The organism is Agrobacterium rubi TR3 = NBRC 13261, assembly GCF_000739935.1.
Classification (GTDB): Bacteria; Pseudomonadota; Alphaproteobacteria; order Rhizobiales; family Rhizobiaceae; genus Agrobacterium; species Agrobacterium rubi.
In genome coordinates this window covers 112,541-129,395 of record NZ_BBJU01000014.1, presented here as the reverse complement: position 1 = coordinate 129,395, position 16,855 = coordinate 112,541, and the positions used below count along the sequence as shown (strand labels likewise).

17 protein-coding genes and 1 riboswitch are annotated in these 16,855 nt (G+C 57.3%); of the genes, 8 read left to right on the top strand and 9 right to left on the bottom strand.

Annotated features, from left to right (window positions below; translation table 11 throughout):
• Positions 1-30 precede the first annotated feature (30 nt).
• Positions 31-318, top strand: a complete 288-nt coding sequence (locus RRU01S_RS11745) for a hypothetical protein (protein ID WP_045230462.1) — start codon at positions 31-33, stop codon at positions 316-318.
• A gap of 58 nt (positions 319-376) precedes the next feature.
• Here the strand turns inward: RRU01S_RS11745 and RRU01S_RS11740 are convergent, their stop codons facing one another.
• Positions 377-1,357 (bottom strand): copper chaperone PCu(A)C domain-containing protein, encoded by a 981-nt coding sequence (locus RRU01S_RS11740; RefSeq protein WP_045230623.1) that lies wholly within the window; start codon positions 1,355-1,357, stop codon positions 377-379.
• Between the two features lie 71 nt (positions 1,358-1,428).
• Positions 1,429-1,836 carry a hypothetical protein gene (locus RRU01S_RS11735; RefSeq protein WP_234936069.1) on the bottom strand — a complete coding sequence of 136 codons (408 nt, stop codon included), beginning with the start codon at positions 1,834-1,836 and terminating at the stop codon, positions 1,429-1,431.
• A 130-nt stretch (positions 1,837-1,966) separates the two neighbouring features.
• Here RRU01S_RS11735 and RRU01S_RS11730 point away from each other — a divergent pair, with 130 nt between their 5' ends.
• From RRU01S_RS11730 to gcvP, 4 genes are all read left to right on the top strand, one after another.
• A complete protein-coding gene (locus RRU01S_RS11730; protein WP_045230460.1) occupies positions 1,967-2,152 on the top strand; it encodes a DUF3008 family protein in 186 nt (61 codons plus the stop codon).
• Between the two features lie 127 nt (positions 2,153-2,279).
• A riboswitch (glycine riboswitch) is annotated at positions 2,280-2,367 on the top strand.
• A 149-nt stretch (positions 2,368-2,516) separates the two neighbouring features.
• On the top strand, positions 2,517-3,656 hold the full coding sequence (gcvT, locus tag RRU01S_RS11720; protein ID WP_045230458.1) for a glycine cleavage system aminomethyltransferase GcvT: 1,140 nt from the start codon (positions 2,517-2,519) through the stop codon (positions 3,654-3,656).
• Between the two features lie 15 nt (positions 3,657-3,671).
• A complete protein-coding gene (gene gcvH / locus RRU01S_RS11715; RefSeq protein ID WP_045230457.1) occupies positions 3,672-4,034 on the top strand; it encodes a glycine cleavage system protein GcvH in 363 nt (120 codons plus the stop codon).
• Positions 4,034-6,898, top strand: coding sequence for an aminomethyl-transferring glycine dehydrogenase (gene gcvP / locus RRU01S_RS11710; RefSeq protein WP_045230456.1), 2,865 nt, complete (start codon positions 4,034-4,036; stop codon positions 6,896-6,898). Before gcvH ends, gcvP begins: the two co-directional genes overlap by 1 nt.
• Before the next feature lie 58 nt (positions 6,899-6,956).
• Here the strand turns inward: gcvP and RRU01S_RS11705 are convergent, their stop codons facing one another.
• Positions 6,957-7,460 carry a hypothetical protein gene (locus RRU01S_RS11705; RefSeq protein WP_045230455.1) on the bottom strand — a complete coding sequence of 168 codons (504 nt, stop codon included), beginning with the start codon at positions 7,458-7,460 and terminating at the stop codon, positions 6,957-6,959.
• A 141-nt stretch (positions 7,461-7,601) separates the two neighbouring features.
• Between RRU01S_RS11705 and RRU01S_RS11700 the strand changes: the two genes are divergently transcribed.
• Positions 7,602-8,867, top strand: coding sequence for an MFS transporter (locus RRU01S_RS11700; protein ID WP_045230454.1), 1,266 nt, complete (start codon positions 7,602-7,604; stop codon positions 8,865-8,867).
• A 50-nt stretch (positions 8,868-8,917) separates the two neighbouring features.
• Here the strand turns inward: RRU01S_RS11700 and RRU01S_RS11695 are convergent, their stop codons facing one another.
• The 5 genes from RRU01S_RS11695 to cysG all read right to left on the bottom strand — a co-directional run bounded on the left by RRU01S_RS11695 (position 8,918) and on the right by cysG (position 13,838).
• A complete protein-coding gene (locus RRU01S_RS11695) occupies positions 8,918-9,730 on the bottom strand; it encodes a ferredoxin--NADP reductase (RefSeq protein WP_045230453.1) in 813 nt (270 codons plus the stop codon).
• 143 nt (positions 9,731-9,873) lie between these two features.
• The gene (locus RRU01S_RS11690) at positions 9,874-10,380 is read right to left on the bottom strand and encodes a DUF934 domain-containing protein (RefSeq protein WP_045230452.1); all 507 of its coding nucleotides are present in this window, start codon (positions 10,378-10,380) and stop codon (positions 9,874-9,876) included.
• 11 nt (positions 10,381-10,391) lie between these two features.
• A complete protein-coding gene (locus RRU01S_RS11685; RefSeq protein ID WP_045230451.1) occupies positions 10,392-12,062 on the bottom strand; it encodes a nitrite/sulfite reductase in 1,671 nt (556 codons plus the stop codon).
• Between the two features lie 8 nt (positions 12,063-12,070).
• Entirely contained in the window at positions 12,071-12,385 is a 315-nt protein-coding gene (locus RRU01S_RS11680) for a DUF2849 domain-containing protein (RefSeq protein WP_045230450.1), read from the bottom strand.
• The gene (gene cysG / locus RRU01S_RS11675) at positions 12,378-13,838 is read right to left on the bottom strand and encodes a siroheme synthase CysG (RefSeq protein WP_045230622.1); all 1,461 of its coding nucleotides are present in this window, start codon (positions 13,836-13,838) and stop codon (positions 12,378-12,380) included. Before cysG ends, RRU01S_RS11680 begins: the two co-directional genes overlap by 8 nt.
• Before the next feature lie 233 nt (positions 13,839-14,071).
• Here cysG and RRU01S_RS11670 point away from each other — a divergent pair, with 233 nt between their 5' ends.
• Together RRU01S_RS11670 and mazG are read left to right on the top strand one after the other, a co-directional pair.
• Positions 14,072-14,659 carry a tRNA-specific adenosine deaminase gene (locus RRU01S_RS11670; RefSeq protein ID WP_045230449.1) on the top strand — a complete coding sequence of 196 codons (588 nt, stop codon included), beginning with the start codon at positions 14,072-14,074 and terminating at the stop codon, positions 14,657-14,659.
• Between the two features lie 23 nt (positions 14,660-14,682).
• Entirely contained in the window at positions 14,683-15,519 is an 837-nt protein-coding gene (gene mazG, locus RRU01S_RS11665; protein ID WP_045230448.1) for a nucleoside triphosphate pyrophosphohydrolase, read from the top strand.
• A 7-nt stretch (positions 15,520-15,526) separates the two neighbouring features.
• Here mazG and RRU01S_RS11660 read toward each other — a convergent pair whose 3' ends face one another.
• Positions 15,527-16,711 carry a GGDEF domain-containing protein gene (locus tag RRU01S_RS11660; RefSeq protein WP_045230447.1) on the bottom strand — a complete coding sequence of 395 codons (1,185 nt, stop codon included), beginning with the start codon at positions 16,709-16,711 and terminating at the stop codon, positions 15,527-15,529.
• Between the last annotated feature and the right edge of the window lie 144 nt (positions 16,712-16,855).

The window sequence follows — 16,855 nt, the reverse complement described above, 5'->3', positions numbered from 1 at the left end:
GGTAGAATTATAGATCAGGAGGGTGATCGCATGGTGCAAGTTTTGACAGTTTCAGCGACCACCGCCGGATATGTGGCCGATAGCATCAAGGCCGTTCAGCGTCCCTCGAGGAAGGCGGAGGTCGAGCAGGCCGTCCGCGAGCTGGCGCGCAAGACCGGGAAGAGCGACGATGACGATGCCAACATCATGGCGAATGTAGTGCAGCCACCGGCACTGTCGTCGTATTTCCTGACAGCTGGCCAGCATCAAAATCCCCAGGCCACGCTGGAAGAGGTCATCGAGGCTTACGAGGATAACAAAGGTCGCGCCGAAATCTGAGCGAATGCCGATCAGATAAGCTGCCGGGTCGAGATACCTCCCCGGCAGCTTTTTTCATTCAGTTATGCTGGTGCGCGTCCTGACCACCCTTGGCAGAGCCGACATCCATCGTCACCTGAACCTTGCCTGCCTTTTCGAAGGTCAGCGTCACCGGCACCTTGTCGCCTTCAGTGAAAGGCTTGCTGACATTGAAGAACATGAAGTGCAGGCCACCCGGCGTCAGTTCGATTGTCTGGCCGGCGGGAATAACGATACCGGCATCCAGCTTGCGCATCTTCATCACGTCGTTGACCATCGCCATTTCGTGAATTTCGGCGCGGCCAGCCAGGGGTGATTCCACAGATACCAGGCGATCATCGGATGCGCCGTCATTCTTGATCGTGACGAAGCCGCCGCCAACAGGCTGACCCGGCAGCATGGCTTTGCTCTTTGCGCCCGAGATTTCCAGGTCTCCGGCTTTGACGACATCGGCCATATGGCCCATGGCACCGTGATCTTGGCTCTCGCCCGCCATCTGTTGTGCGACGATATGAATGGTCGGCGCCGGGTTTTTCAGCGCATGCGCGTCCTGGCCCTTGGCGGCAATCTCATCCCAATTTGCCGTCCCCTTCTTTCCGCACACCTGCGTGACCTTGAACGGCAAGTTCGTACCCGCATCGACGCCGGAAATCTTACCCTGCACATTGAAGGTGTCGTAATAGGCGTCCGGCAGGTCGCCGCCCTTCCAGCGAATTTCCAACGGCCCGTTTTTCACCTCCGAGCCATGGTTCATGTAGCTCTTCTGATAATCGCCCTCCATGATTTCGATCTCCCAACCGGCCTTCGGCTGCGGCTTTGCGGAGATGAAACCTTCCGGCAGTTTGATGCGCACTTCCGTGGTGGCAAGACCACCCTCGCAGCCATGCGGCACCTGAAGCGCGGCGACGATGGTGCTTTCCTGCTCAGCCTTCGCGTTGACGAAACTGGTATGGGCAAAGGCCGGGAGAGCAGAGACAGATGCCAGCAAAGCGGCACAGACAGTCACGTTACGAATCTTCATCTTTGGATCCTCTCGACTGCGGCCCGTTCGGAGCATCGCCAGTCGTGTTTTTTTAGAGTGATAGCTTGGGATCAAAGAAAGATCGGCGGCGCCCGCGCCTTGGGGCGCTGATCATCGACATGACGCACGACGGCCACGTCGAGTGTGGGACGATTATCCAGCCACGCGAAATGCGCCCTGACCCAAGCATGGGTATCCGGCTTGGGCACGAGAATCGATGAACTCAGAAGACAGGCTTCGCAAAACAGCGAAGGCATGCTGGAGTGATCTTTCTTGCCGGGTGTGTGTGCAGTCTCAACGCCTGCATGGCCCTCGCAAATCTCCGCAAAACGTCCGTCTGGAAGGCGGTAGGCCTCGTCGAAAGCAAGCGGAGGGGCGGCCATCATTGCCACCGGCTTGTGAGCAAACCCGAGCGACAGCATCAGCGTGGCGCAGAAGATGCGCAACAGCCGTGTCGCAAATGTTGGTCGCTTGCGCATAGAAGCTCTCATCACACGAAGCGATATCTCGGTTCTTGCTGTAAATCAAAGTGCAATTGCATGCGGGCGGAACCGCCCTGTTGAAAGCCACGTTCTTGCCCCAGTCAAAGACCGCGAGGAGATCAGTCCCATGCCCGCAAAATCCAAAGCACAACAGAAAGCCGCCGGTGCAGCGCTTGCCGCAAAACGCGGCGATATGCCGAAGTCACGTTTACAAGGCGCTTCAAAAACCATGGCTAAGTCCATGACAGAAAAAGAACTTGAAGACCTGGCATCCACTAAGCACAAGAAGCTGCCAGAGAAGAAGGACGATTGACGACGCCCGACCCTTAGTGGATCAAATGCTTCAGTGCCACGATGATCAATGACGCAAGCGGAACAAAAAACTGTTTGGCTGCGTCATTTGGTCCTTGCCAAGAAACGCGCATACCAGATAATGACGATCTATCCCGCTGGGAGACACCGCCTCACGGCGGGGCCGAAGGAGCAACCGCCCCGGAAACTCTCAGGCAAAAGGACCAGCGGCGAGGACGGAACTCTGGAGAGAAGCCACCTGCACAAGGACGGCTCGCCGAAGGGATAACAATCTCAGGCGACAAGGACAGAGGGGGCTCTTGAACCCGGCACGTTGCGTGCCATGACATGAGCCCGCGCGACATCGCGCAACCTCGGAGGCTTTCTTGGCCGATACTGCTGCTCTACAAGTCACCCCGCTTCATTCTCTGCACGTGTCCCTCGGTGCCCGCATGGTGCCCTTTGCAGGATACGACATGCCGGTTCAATACCCGGCAGGCGTCCTCAAGGAGCATTTGCACACGCGCGCGTCGGCTGGCCTGTTCGACGTTTCCCATATGGGTCAGGTGATCGTGAAGGCGAAGTCCGGCAAGGTCGAAGATGCCGCGCTGGCTCTCGAAAAGCTTGTGCCGGTCGATCTTCTTGGCCTCAAGGAAGGCCGCCAGCGCTACGGGTTCTTTACCGATGCAGACGGCAACATTCTTGATGACCTGATGATCACCAATATGGGCGATCACCTCTTTGTCGTCGTCAACGCCGCCTGCAAAGATGCCGATCTAGCGCATATGCAGGCGCATCTTTCCGACACCTGCGACGTCACGCTTCTGGAAGACCGTGCACTGATCGCGCTTCAGGGACCACGTGCCGAAGCCGTTTTGGCCGAATTGTGGGCTGGCGTGTCTGGCATGAAGTTCATGGATGTCCGCGAAATTCCGCTTCTCGACGTACCTTGCATCGTCTCCCGTTCCGGCTATTCCGGCGAAGACGGTTTTGAAATTTCCATTCCATCGGATAAGGCAGAGTTCATCGCCAAGGCGTTGCTCGAACATCCTGATTGCGAAGCCATCGGTCTCGGCGCACGCGACAGTCTTCGCCTCGAAGCTGGCCTCTGCCTCTACGGCAATGACATCGACACCACGACCTCCCCCATCGAAGCCTCTTTAGAATGGGCCATCCAGAAAGCACGCCGCACTGGCGGTGATCGCGAAGGCGGCTTTCCGGGTGCTGAGCGTATTCTCGGTGAGCTTGCCAATGGCACGACCCGCCGCCGCGTCGGCCTGAAGCCGGAGGGCAAGGCCCCGGTCCGCGGCCACGTCAAGCTGTTTGCCGATGCGGATGGCAAAAACGAGATTGGCGAAGTGACCTCGGGCGGTTTCGGACCATCCGTCGAAAGCCCTGTCGCCATGGGCTACGTACCGAAAGATTTCGCAACACCCGGCACGGCCATATTCGCGGAAGTGCGTGGCAAGTACCTGCCCGTAAGCGTGTCTGCCGTGCCCTTCATCACACCCACTTACAAACGCTAATTTCCGGAGAGACCAATGCTGAAATTTACTCAAGAACACGAGTGGCTGAAGATCGAAGGCGATGTCGCCACCGTCGGCATCACGACGCATGCTGCCGAGCAGCTAGGCGATCTCGTTTTCGTGGAACTGCCGGAAGTCGGCGCGACCTTCTCCAAGGATGGCGATGCCGCAACCGTCGAGAGCGTGAAGGCTGCTTCTGACGTCTATTGTCCACTGGATGGCGAGATCACCGAAATCAACCAGGCCATCGTTGACGACCCATCGCTGGTCAACTCTGATCCGCAGGGCGCTGGCTGGTTCTTCAAGCTCAAGCTTTCCAACGCTTCCGACGCCGATGCGCTGCTGGATGAAGCGGCCTATAAGGAGCTTATTGCGTAATGACGACTCCCACAGAGTTCCATTTCACCGACTATCAGCCCTATGACTTTGCCAACCGGCGTCATATCGGGCCGTCGCCGTCGGAAATGACGGATATGCTGAAGGTGATAGGTTACAACAGCCTTGACGCCCTCATCGACGCGACGGTGCCGTCCTCCATCCGCCAGAAGGCCCCGCTTGCATGGGGTGCGGCGCTGACGGAGCGCGAAGCGCTGGACCGTCTTCGCGAAACCGCCAACAAGAACAAGGTTCTGACCTCGCTCATCGGTCAGGGCTATTACGGCACCATCACGCCACCGGTCATCCAGCGCAACATTCTGGAGAACCCGGCATGGTACACCGCCTACACACCGTACCAGCCAGAGATATCGCAGGGTCGTCTCGAAGCGCTGCTGAACTTCCAGACCATGATTTCCGACCTGACCGGTCTCGATGTCGCCAACGCCTCGCTGCTGGACGAAGCAACCGCTGCTGCCGAAGCTATGGCAATGTGCCAGCGCGTGGCAAAGTCCAAGGCGACCGCCTTCTTCGTGGATGCCAACTGCCATCCGCAGACCATCGCGCTGATCGAAACCCGTGCAGCACCGCTCGGCTGGAATGTCATCGTTGGCAATCCCTTTACCGATCTTGATCCCGTCGATGTCTTTGGCGCTCTGTTCCAGTATCCCGGCACGCACGGCCATGTGAATGATTTCACCGGCCTGATTTCCCGTCTGCACCAGACGGGCGCAATCGCCGCTGTTGCAACCGACCTGCTGGCGCTGACGCTTCTGAAATCGCCCGGTGAAATGAGTGCTGACATCGCCATCGGCTCGTCGCAGCGTTTCGGCGTTCCCGTTGGTTACGGCGGCCCGCATGCGGCCTTCATGGCCGTCAAGGACGCGATCAAGCGCTCCATGCCCGGTCGTCTCGTCGGCGTTTCGGTCGATGCGCGCGGTAACCGCGCCTACCGCCTGTCGCTGCAGACACGCGAGCAGCATATCCGCCGTGAAAAAGCCACGTCCAACATCTGCACCGCACAGGTGCTGCTGGCCGTCATGGCCTCTATGTATGGCGTCTTCCACGGCCCGCAGGGCATCAAGGCGATCGCCCAGCAGACCCACCAGAAGGCTGTGCTGATGGCCAAGGGTCTAGAGAAGCTCGGCTTCGTCATCGAGCCGGAAACCTTCTTCGACACGATCACCGTCGATGTCGGCCACATGCAGGCGTTGATCCTGCGCGCCGCTGTTGCCGAAGGTGTGAACTTGCGCAAGGTCGGCTCAACGAAAATCGGCATGAGCCTTGACGAGCGCACGCGCCCGGCAACGCTGGAATCGGTCTGGCGTGCCTTCGGTGGCAACTTCTCGATTTCGGACTTCGAACCGGATTATCGATTGCCCAAAAACCTATTGCGCACAACGCAATACATGACGCACCCGATATTCCACATGAACCGCGCCGAAAGCGAAATGACCCGCTACATCCGCCGTCTTTCGGACCGTGATCTGGCGCTCGACCGCTCCATGATCCCGCTCGGTTCCTGCACTATGAAGCTGAACGCGACAGCCGAAATGCTGCCGATCACATGGCCGGAATTCTCCGATATCCACCCCTTCGTGCCAGCCGATCAGGCACTGGGCTACAAGGAGATGATCGACGATCTCTCCACCAAGCTGTGCCAGGTCACCGGCTACGACGCCTTCTCCATGCAGCCAAATTCCGGTGCGCAGGGCGAATATGCGGGCCTGTTGACCATCCGCAACTATCACCTCGCGCGCGGCGATGCACATCGCGACGTTTGCCTCATCCCAACCTCTGCGCACGGCACAAACCCTGCCTCGGCTCAGATGGTCGGCATGCGCGTGGTGCCTGTGAAGGTGAGAGAAAACGGTGACATCGATATCGAAGATTTCCGTGCAAAAGCAATGCAATATGCGGAAAACCTCTCTTGCTGCATGATCACTTATCCGTCGACCCACGGTGTGTTCGAAGAGACCGTTCGCGAGATTTGCGACATCACCCACGAGCATGGCGGCCAAGTCTATCTTGACGGTGCCAACATGAACGCCATGGTTGGTCTGTCCCGCCCAGGCGATATCGGCTCCGATGTGTCGCACCTCAACCTGCACAAGACGTTCTGCATTCCGCATGGCGGTGGTGGTCCCGGCATGGGCCCGATTGGCGTCAAGGCGCATCTGGCTCCCTACCTGCCCGGCCATCCGGCCAGCGACGGACGCACGGGTGCGGTCTCGGCGGCACCTTTCGGCTCTCCATCGATCCTGCCGATCTCCTGGAGCTACTGCCTGATGATGGGTGGCGAAGGTCTGACGCAGGCAACCAAGGTCGCGATCCTCAACGCCAACTATATCGCAGCACGGCTGAAGGGCGCTTATGACGTGCTCTACAAGTCCGAAGCCGGACGCGTGGCGCATGAGTGCATCATCGACACCCGCCCGCTCAACGAAAGCTGCGGCGTGACGGTGGATGATGTTGCCAAGCGTTTGATCGACTGCGGCTTCCACGCCCCGACCATGAGCTGGCCGGTTGCGGGAACGCTGATGATCGAGCCGACGGAATCCGAGCCGAAGGCCGAACTTGACCGCTTCTGCGATGCCATGCTGGCCATCCGTCAGGAAGCTCGCGACATCGAGGAAGGTCGTTCCGACAAGGCCAACAACCCGCTGAAGAACGCACCCCACACTGTGGAAGACCTCGTCGGGAACTGGGACCGCCCCTATTCCCGCGAACAGGCCTGCTATCCACCCGGTGCATTCCGCGTGGACAAATACTGGTCTCCGGTCAACCGGGTCGATAACGTCTATGGCGACCGCAACCTCATCTGCACCTGCCCGCCAATGAGCGAATATGCGGAAGCTGCAGAATAAAAGTAATAAGGCCCGGAGCGATCCGGGCCTTTTCATTTGAAACGAGGAATTGGTGTCGTTAGCGCGTCAGCTGAATATCGGCGGTCGTTACCGTTGGTCCACCGGCACCATCCTTGTCGGTCGTGCGCAGACGCAAGCCGTTGTTGCCGACCTTGGTGATAGTCATGGCGGCGACCTTGTCTCCATTGATAACGCGTTTCCACGTAATCGACAGATTGATGGAATTGCCGTTGCGGCTACCGGCGAGTGCCGAGGGTATGCCGGATGGCCCGACATAGTTTCCGCGGTAGCGCGTGCCGGAGGCGCTCAGATCAGCGGAGATCGCTCGGCGGATGACGAGCAGGCCGCGGCATGTGCCGTTCATGCGCAGTGATGGACCAGATGAGGTCGAGTCGAACGTGCAATTCACCTTGATGGGCTTGGAACCGATCTTGGTGGTGACGGTGCCTGAACCCTTCCAGCTTCCTTTCAGAGTGGAAAGAAACTGGCTTTCATCGGCCATTGCCGGTGGCGCCATCAGGGCAGTCGCGAGTGCTATCATGGAAATCAGTTTGCCGGTCATCCGCGTGTTCCTTGTGTGTGCAGACCGAACGCCCGGCTATCCTGATTGTTCCTTCGCACAGATTGTTATGCGCTAAAGCAACCTAAACCTATCATGCGCGTTTCTCGCCAGCTTCACCTCGCCCCTCCCGGAGAGCCTTTCATGACAACGCTAACAACGCCCATTGATGCCAGCGCTCGCTCTCTCGGGAAATCCCCAGGGACAGGCCTGTCCGATCGCTCGATTTTTGCCCTCGCAGTCCTCAATTTCTTTCTGGCTGACGCGCGTGATGGGCTTGGTCCGTTTCTGGATGCGTTTCTGGCCACCAACGGCTGGTCGGCCATGCAGCTCGGCGTTATCGCCACCGTTGGCGGGCTGGTCGGACTTGCCGCGACACCACTTTGCGGTGCCTTGGTTGATGGCACCACATGGAAGCGCACCTTGATTGCAATACCCGTCGTTCTCGTCACGATCGGCGCGCTGATTACGCTGCTCTTCACCAACGAGGCCGTGGTCTGGACGGGCCAGATCATGACCGCCGTCGTCGGGGCCGTCGTTGGCCCTGCCCTTGCCGGTTTGACGCTGGGTCTCGTCGGCGAGAAGCTGTTCTCGCAACAGATCTCCCGCAACGAGTTCTGGAACCACGGCGGCAATTTCGTTTCGCTATTTGCCACCTATTTCGCCGTAACCGCCTTTGGCATATCAGGCGTTATCGGTCTCATGGTCGCAACCGCGATTGGCGCTATTGCTGCGGTCGTTGCTATCGATCCCAAACGGATCGACCACAAGGTCGCGCGCGGGTTGGGTCACGACGAAGGCGAGCCGGGACCATCCGGCTTCAAGGTTCTGTTCAAAGAACGGGGCCTGATTTTTCTCTCCATCATTCTGCTGATTTTCCACTTCGGCAATGCGCCCATGGGCAGATTGATCGCGCAGAATTTCGCAATCGAATTGAACACGCCCTTCCGTACCACCGCTATCATTACCGGTGTCGCGCAGTTTGCCATGATCTTCGTTGCTGCCCTCGCACCATGGCTCATCCGCCGCTTCGGTCTGTCAGCGGTGTTCCTGATCGCACTTGCAGCCCTCCCTATTCGCGGCGTGCTGGCGGCATCGTTCCATGAGTTCTGGGTGATCTACCCCGTACAGTTGCTGGATGGCATCGGCGCTGGCCTACTCGGCATCGCAACGCCGGTTGCTGTCGAAAGAATTCTGAAAGGCACCGGACGTTTCAACGTCGGCCTTGCCAGCGTGATGACCGTTCAGGGCATCGGCGCGTCTCTCAGCAATGGCGTGGCGGGCTGGCTGACCACCGAAGGCGGTTATGCGCTTTCACACCTCGTCGGAGGCGGCATTGCAGCCATCGCAATCGTGTTGTTCCTGATGTTCCGACACGATATTGCGCCGGCGCAGGAAACGGACGGCTGAAACGAAAAAGGAGGCCAAATGGCCTCCTTTTTTAATACGTAAAATTAGGATCAGCCCACAAAGGCCCGTTCGATCACGAACTCGGCTGGTTTGTTGTTTGCACCCTCGTTCAAGCCAGCCTGCTCGAGAAGTGCCTTGGTATCCTTCAGCATTGCGGTAGAGCCGCAAATCATGCCGCGATCCACAGCAGGATCGAACGCTGGCACGCCGAGATCTGCAAACATCTTGCCATTTTCGATAAGATCCGTGATGCGACCTGTGAAGGCGTAATCCTGGCGCGTGACGGTCGCGTAGTGCTTCAGCTTGTCACCGACCAACTCGCTCAGGAACTCATGGTTCTTGATCTCTTCAACCAGATCGAAGCCGTATTTCAACTCAGCAACGTCGCGGCAGGTATGGGTGAGGATGACTTCCTCGAACTTCTCATAGGTTTCCGGGTCACGAATGAGACTTGCGAATGGCGCGATGCCGGTTCCGGTCGAGAACATATAAAGACGCTTGCCGGGCGTCAGCGCATCCAGAACCAGCGTGCCTGTCGGCTTCTTGCGCATCAGCACCGTGTCGCCGGGCTTGATCTGCTGGAGGTGCGATGTCAGCGGACCATCCGGCACCTTGATCGAGAAGAATTCCAGCTCTTCATCCCAAGAAGGGCTGGCGATGGAATAGGCACGGTAGATAGGCTTTTCACCCACCATCAGGCCGATCATGGCGAACTCACCCGAACGGAAACGGAAGCCAGCGGGACGCGTCATGCGGAAGCGGAACAGGTGATCCGTATAATGCTCGACCGAAAGCACCGTCTCAGCATAAACGCCGTCAGGGATTTTCACCGCAAATTCTTCCGTCTTGGCTGGAGCGTTCATTCTCTATCCGTCCATCTTCATGGTGTGCGACATTTTCAGATGGGGCAATATACCATCCGGCCCTGCTTTTGAAGGTACAGGAATGTCATTGGTGCTATGCGAGTAGAAATATGTATCTAAAACTCATATTTCCAGGCAAGAGTTCATATCGCCGCACGGCGTCGCCAGCTGTAGGACTGTTCCCCCGGCGCAGGCTTGGCCGTCGGCTGGTAATAGACATCGATGCCCGGCAATCGGTTTTCCGACAGGCGACGGATCGCCGTTTCGTTCGTGACGGCAAAGCTGGTGAAACCGGTGCGGAGCATCAGCGGCACCTGGTCGATCAGCACATCACCCACCGCCCGCAACTCGCCCTGATAGTTCAGGCGCGTGCGCAACAGCGATGCGTGGCTGAAACCACGACCATCGCTGAAGGCAGGGAAACTGACCGCGACCAGCCCGATGCGATCGATGAACGGACGAAGCTTTTCGACATCATCCGCCGGTGTCACAAGAACACCAAGGCCGATATCGTTGCTTTCCTCAGCGCGCGCAATGAAAGCATCAAGCCCAAGAACGGCCTGCTGGCCATCTTGCGCCTTGACCTCTTCGGTCTCGATGACCCACGGATCGTTCTCCACGAAACCGCTCTCATTCCAGATTTTTGTCATGATGCGGCTCCTTACGCGGCTGCGGCGGTTGCCGGATAGAGCGCGTCCTTGAAAGGCTGCGCGCCGACACGGCGATAGGCGTCGAGGAAGGTCTCTTCTTTCGACAGACGCAGGCCGAGATAGGTATCGACGATGGTCTCCACCGCGTCGGTTACCTTCTCCGGCTCGAAGCCGCGACCGATGATCTCACCGATGGACGAGTTCTCGTCACCCGATCCGCCTAGCGTGATCTGGTAGAGTTCGGCACCCTTCTTTTCCACACCCAGCAGACCGATATGGCCGACATGGTGATGACCGCAGGCGTTGATGCAGCCGGAAATCTTGATCTTCAACTCACCGATTTCGGCCTGACGTTCCGGCGAACCGAAGCGGGTGGAAATTTCCTGCGACACTGGAATAGAGCGTGCATTGGCGAGCGCGCAATAGTCCAGCCCGGGACAGGCAATGATATCGGTAATCAAACCGGCATTTGCTGTCGCGAGACCAGCACCCATAAGCGCGCGATAAACCGGCTCCAGATCGGCAAGAGCTACATGCGGCAGAATGATATTCTGTTCGTGGCTGATGCGAATCTCATCCAGCGCGTATTCTTCAGCGATATCGGCAACGAGATCCATCTGCTCGTCGGATGCGTCACCCGGAATGCCACCAATGGGCTTGAGGGATACCGTCACCATCCCGTAATCCGGGTTGGTGTGGGGCTGCACGTTTTGGTCCACCCAGCGTGCGAAATCGGCGTCGGCCTTCTTCCAGCGCGCAAGGCTTTCCCATCCTTCAGGGCGGGCCTTCAGGTCCGGCAGCGCGAAGTAGGAGGTGATGGCAGCGATATCGGCATCGGGCAGTTTCAACTCGCCGTTTTTCAACTCGGCGAATTCCGCTTCCACCTGACGCGCTAGTTCTTCAGCACCCGTCTCGTGGACGAGGATTTTGATGCGGGCCTTGTACTTGTTGTCGCGGCGGCCATGCAGATTGTAAACGCGCATGATGGCGGTGGTGTAGGACAGCAAGTCCTCTTCGGGCAGGAAGTCGTTGATCTTCTTGGCGATCATCGGCGTTCTGCCTTGCCCGCCACCGACGTAGACAGCAAAGCCGATTTCTCCCTTGTCGTTCTTCTTCAAGTGCAGGCCGATATCATGCACCTGAATGGCCGCGCGATCTTTTTCCGCACCCGTAACGGCAATCTTGAACTTACGCGGCAGGAAGGAGAATTCTGGGTGAACGGACGACCATTGGCGCAGAATTTCAGCGTAAGGGCGCGGGTCCGCGACTTCGTCTGCGGCGGCACCAGCGAAATGATCAGCGGTGACGTTACGAATGCAGTTGCCCGATGTTTGCAACGCGTGCATTTCCACGCTCGCGAGTTCCGCCAGAATATCCGGCGTGTCGGCAAGGCGCGGCCAGTTGTACTGAATGTTCTGACGGGTGGTGAAGTGGCCGTAGCCTCGGTCATATTTGCGGGCGATGTGGGCCAGCATCCGCATCTGCTTGGCATTCAACGTGCCATAGGGAATGGCCACGCGCAGCATATAGGCATGAAGCTGGAGATAAACGCCGTTCATCAGACGCAGCGGCTTGAATGCATCCTCGGCCAGTTCGCCTGAAAGGCGTCTTTCCACCTGATCGCGGAATTGCTCCACGCGACCTTGAACAAATGCGTGGTCGAACTCATCGTAGCGATACATGGTATTCCTCAGACTGCGATAAAGGCTGCGTCCGCCGGCTCAAAGCCGTTGGCGTAATGCATGGTTGGTCCTGCCGCACGAATTCTCTCGCGCAGGCGTGTCGGCCATAGGCGGCCATCCTGTTCGGTGACATCGACGATGTTGACGTCCACGACCTTATTGGCGGAAAAATCGCGCTTGCCGATCTCTTCCAGCGAGGCTTCCGCCTCTGCATGGCGGGCAACCAGCGCCGACTGAAGGTCTTCGTTCCACTCTCCATTGGCGTCGAGCCACACGGCGATGCCATCACCCAGACGGTTGGCTGTCAGAACCTTGTCAACCATTTGCATACTCCTGCTTCAGATCGGAATGCGCGTCGGCAGAGGACAGCGCTTCGGACCTTTCGAAATTCGCGCCCGCAACGGCGTCACCAATGATGACCATGACCGGGCCGGTCAACTCGTCGCAATGCTCCAGATCAGGTAGATCCTTCAATGTGCCATGCATAAGGCGGCGATAGGAACGGCTGGCATTTTCGATGACGGCAACCGTCGTATCGGCATTGAGACCGGCACTCATCAACCGTGTCGCAACCGATGCGGCGACGGAACGGCCCATATAGACTGCAATCGTCGCGCCCGAGACGGCAAGACGCGCCCAATCCGGCAACACATCACCCGCCAGATCGTGACCGGTGGTGAAAATCAGCGAGGACGCAACGCCGCGCAAAGTCAGTGGCAGTTCGAAATCAGCGGCTGCCGCAAAAGCAGATGTGATACCGGGCACGATTTCATAACCGATACCGGCTTCTCTCAACGCCGCCATTTCCTCGGCTGCACGACCATAGACGAGTGGATCGCCAGATTTGAGGCGCACGACGCGCTTGCCCTCTTCTCCCAACGACACCAACAGCTTGTTGATGTCAGACTGGGATTTGGAGTGACAGCCCTTGCGCTTGCCGACGGAAAGCCGCTCGGCATCGCGCCGACCCATATCGACGATTTCCTGCGGCACCAGCGCATCGTAAACGATGACATCTGCCTGCATCAGCACACGCTGCGCCCGCAAGGTCAGCAAATCCTCGGCACCAGGACCGGCACCCACCAGCCAAACATAGCCTTCAGGACGCTCAGGTGAAGCCAAAAGCTGCGCTGCTGCCGTGTGAGCGGCACCGATGTCGTTCAGGGCAACGGAATCGGCAACGCTGCCAGAGAAGAAGCGACGCCAGAAATTACGACGTAGCGCACCCTTTTGAATATTCTGTTCCGCCGCATCGCGATACTCGATCGCGAGGCGCGCAAGCCGACCGAGCGAAGGTGCGAGCATCTGGTCGATCCGCGCCCTGACCATCTGACCAAGAACCGGCCCTGCCCCCTCCGTGCAAATGGCAACAGCCAACGGAGCACGGGAAACGAGGCCCGGCGTGTAGAAATCACAATAGCCAGGCTGGTCAACCGCGTTGGCAGGGATGCGCTTTGCGCGCGCGACGTCGACAATCTGACGGTCCAGCGCTTCTTCACCGGTTGCGGCGAAAACGAGAACCATGCCGTCCACCAGTTCAGGCGAGAAAGGCAAGGCATGATGGTTCACTTTCCCTTGCGACAGCAGGGCTGCATAGTCATCCTGCGGCGCGTCTGCAAAAGCCTGGATATCAGCGCTGGTATTCAGCAGAAGACGGACCTTGGCAAAGGCCTCATCGCCGTTTCCGAAAACCGCAACAGGACGCTTGTCCACCTTGAAAAAAGCAGGAAAAGTCGTAAGCCGATGGTCAGCTTTATCTGAAGCGTGTGTAAGCATGCCCATACTTATGTCCGATCGAGCGTCAGGATTGAAGGTACAGAAATTCGCTTGCTATATTGCAGTAGATTTTTATTTCTCGGCAAGCGCTGATTTGAAGGAAAAGCAACCGATGACACAAATTCGTCACGCCGTTGTAATTTCACACATTTTCTACCAATTATGTGCATTTTTTCGGCAAATCAGACGCCAGAATGTTCAATGATTAGGCATCGATAGAACAGGAAAATACCTTGACTGAGCACACCATAGCGTCTCGCCTGCTCGATGTCATCGAGAACGACATCCTCCCCCTCACCGCCAAAGGCGTTGCCCTTGGCAACAAGGTGTTTGGTGCTGCCATTTTGCGCAAGTCGGATCTGTCCCTTGTGGTGGCAGAAACCAACAACGAATTGGAAAATCCTCTGTGGCACGGTGAGGTTCACACGCTAAAGCGCTTCCACGAACTGGGTGAAAAGCCCGACACGAAAGATCTGATCTTTCTGTCCACGCATGAACCCTGCACGATGTGCATGTCGGCGATCACCTGGGCCGGTTTCGACAATTTCTACTCCTTCTTCAGCCATGAAGACTCACGCGATGCCTTTGCCATTCCGCATGATCTGAAGATTCTCAAGGAAGTCTTCGGGTTGGAGCCGGGCGGGTACAGACGCAACAACGCCTTCTGGAACTCCTATTTCATCGCCGACCTCGTGGAGACGGAAGACGGACCTCTCAAGACGAGACTGAAAGAACAAACCGCCCGCATCAAGAGTGCGTATCACGATCTCTCCTTGAACTACCAGTTGTCGAAAAGTGACAACGACATTCCACTCAACTGAAACGCAGCAGAAAGCATCAGCATATGGAAGCCTCGAAGGATATTTCCCGTCTCATCGAGATCATGGAAGCACTGCGCCAGCCAAAAACCGGATGCCCGTGGGACATCGTACAGACCTTCGAGACGATCAAACCCTATACGGTCGAAGAAGCTTATGAAGTCGCCGACGCCATTGAGCGCAACGATATGGACGATCTCTGCGACGAGCTGGGCGATCTCTTGCTGCAGGTTGTTTTCCATTCCCGTATCGCCGAGGAAATGGGGGCATTCTCATTCGGCGATGTCGTGCAGGCCGTGACATCCAAGATGATCCGACGCCATCCACATGTGTTTGCGGTGTCAGACGCCGATACGCCTGAAACGGTGAAGATACAGTGGGATGTCATCAAGGCGCAGGAAAAGCGTGAACGCGCCGAGCGTCGCGCAGCCCGCGGTGTGACCGAGGATTTCAAGACCGGTTTCCTCGGATCTGTCCAGCGCACGCAGCCCGCCCTAACGGAAGCATTGAAACTTCAGGAGCAAGCCGCACGCGTCGGCTTTGACTGGTCGGCACCAGAGCCCATTCTCGATAAGATCGAGGAAGAAGTTCAAGAGCTTCGCGAGGCTCTGGCAGATGGCAAGCCGGAAAAGGTGGCTGATGAGCTGGGAGATCTGATGTTTGCCCTCGTCAACATCGGCCGCCACGTCAAGACTGATCCAGAAAACGCATTGCGGGGAACCAACACAAAATTCCGCCGCCGCTTCCGCCAAATCGAGACATCGCTTGCCGAAAATGGTGAAACGTTAGAGGCAGCGACGCTGCAACGTATGGAGGACCTTTGGCAGTCGGCGAAGGCTATCGAGCGTCAGATTGCCGAGTAACGTATGATTAGCTCGCGTGGCGCGCACCGTTTGGCGTGGCCGACTCGCTAGCAAAACGCTCTTTGCTGTAGACGGTCAAGCGATCACGACCCGACGCTTTCGATGCATAGAGCGCCGTGTCGGCCTGCTTCATGAGGGCCAGCGGCGAACAGGTTTTTTCTTCGCAAACTGCAAGTCCCATGCTCAATGTCGCAACGACTTTCTGGTCTTCTATCGAATGCTTGATGGCGCTGACGATCTGTCGAATGTTTTCAGCAAAGGTCACCGCGTCAGCGTCTTCCGTTGCCGGCAGATAGAGGATGAACTCTTCGCCGCCGAAACGGGCGAAACTCTCATTCGGGCGAATGCGCGACAAAAGCTCCTGTGCAACGCGGATCAAAACCTCGTCGCCTGCCAGGTGTCCAAAACCATCATTGATCCGCTTGAAATGATCGATATCGATCATCACGATCGTATCGCCCTGACGCAACTGGTCCGGCAGACGGGATGAAAAGGACCGCCTGTTCGGCACACCCGTCAATACATCAAGGCCGACGAGCCGCTTCAAGCCCTCCTCCGCCCGCTCCTTCACCAATGCCAGAACGAAGACGGCAATGGCAAAATGGCAGAGAATGGAAACGAAAAACGCGTTTCTCGGTGAGAAATAGGCAAGGCTGGGGAACAGGAGGCCGATGGCGATCAACATGCTGAGAAACGACGCAAACAAGATCGTTCCCGTCAGCGCTTTTCGCACCGGAAGCGGCTCGACGATACGATCCGCAAATACTGTGCAGGCGGCGGCCATCAGCAGCAACGATGCTGTTGCCTGAAAGGCAATCGTCCTGGTTTCAGTGGAGTTATAAAAACCTGTCGCAAGTAGAGAGATGCAAACAAGAACCGGTATGCACAACACGAACCACTCGCGGCGCCTCAGTCGCTGCCTGCTGATTCTGCACATGCCGATCCAGAAGATCGAGTACCCAACCAGCCCGGCAAAATTGCCAGCCAGCGCGAAAACATTGGAATAATCGTTGAAAATCTTGCCGATACCGACGAGCGTCGTTGCCATCGCAACAAGAAAGAAGCCCGCCGCAAGAAACCCCAAACCGACGCTTTCACGTGATTGAGACCGCACATAAAGAAAGCAGAGCGCTGCCACAAAGAACGAGAGTTTGTGGAGGATCAAAACGGTATTGAGGTCTAAAGGTTGCATATCATCAGCTCGTGCGAATGAGACGATGATATCGCATGGATTTCATTACGAAAGTCTAACTAAATAGTGGTGATTGATAACCAGATGTTCTTATCAGCTTCTGATGATAAACTCTGAAATAGAACGTATTTTCGGCTGCGCACA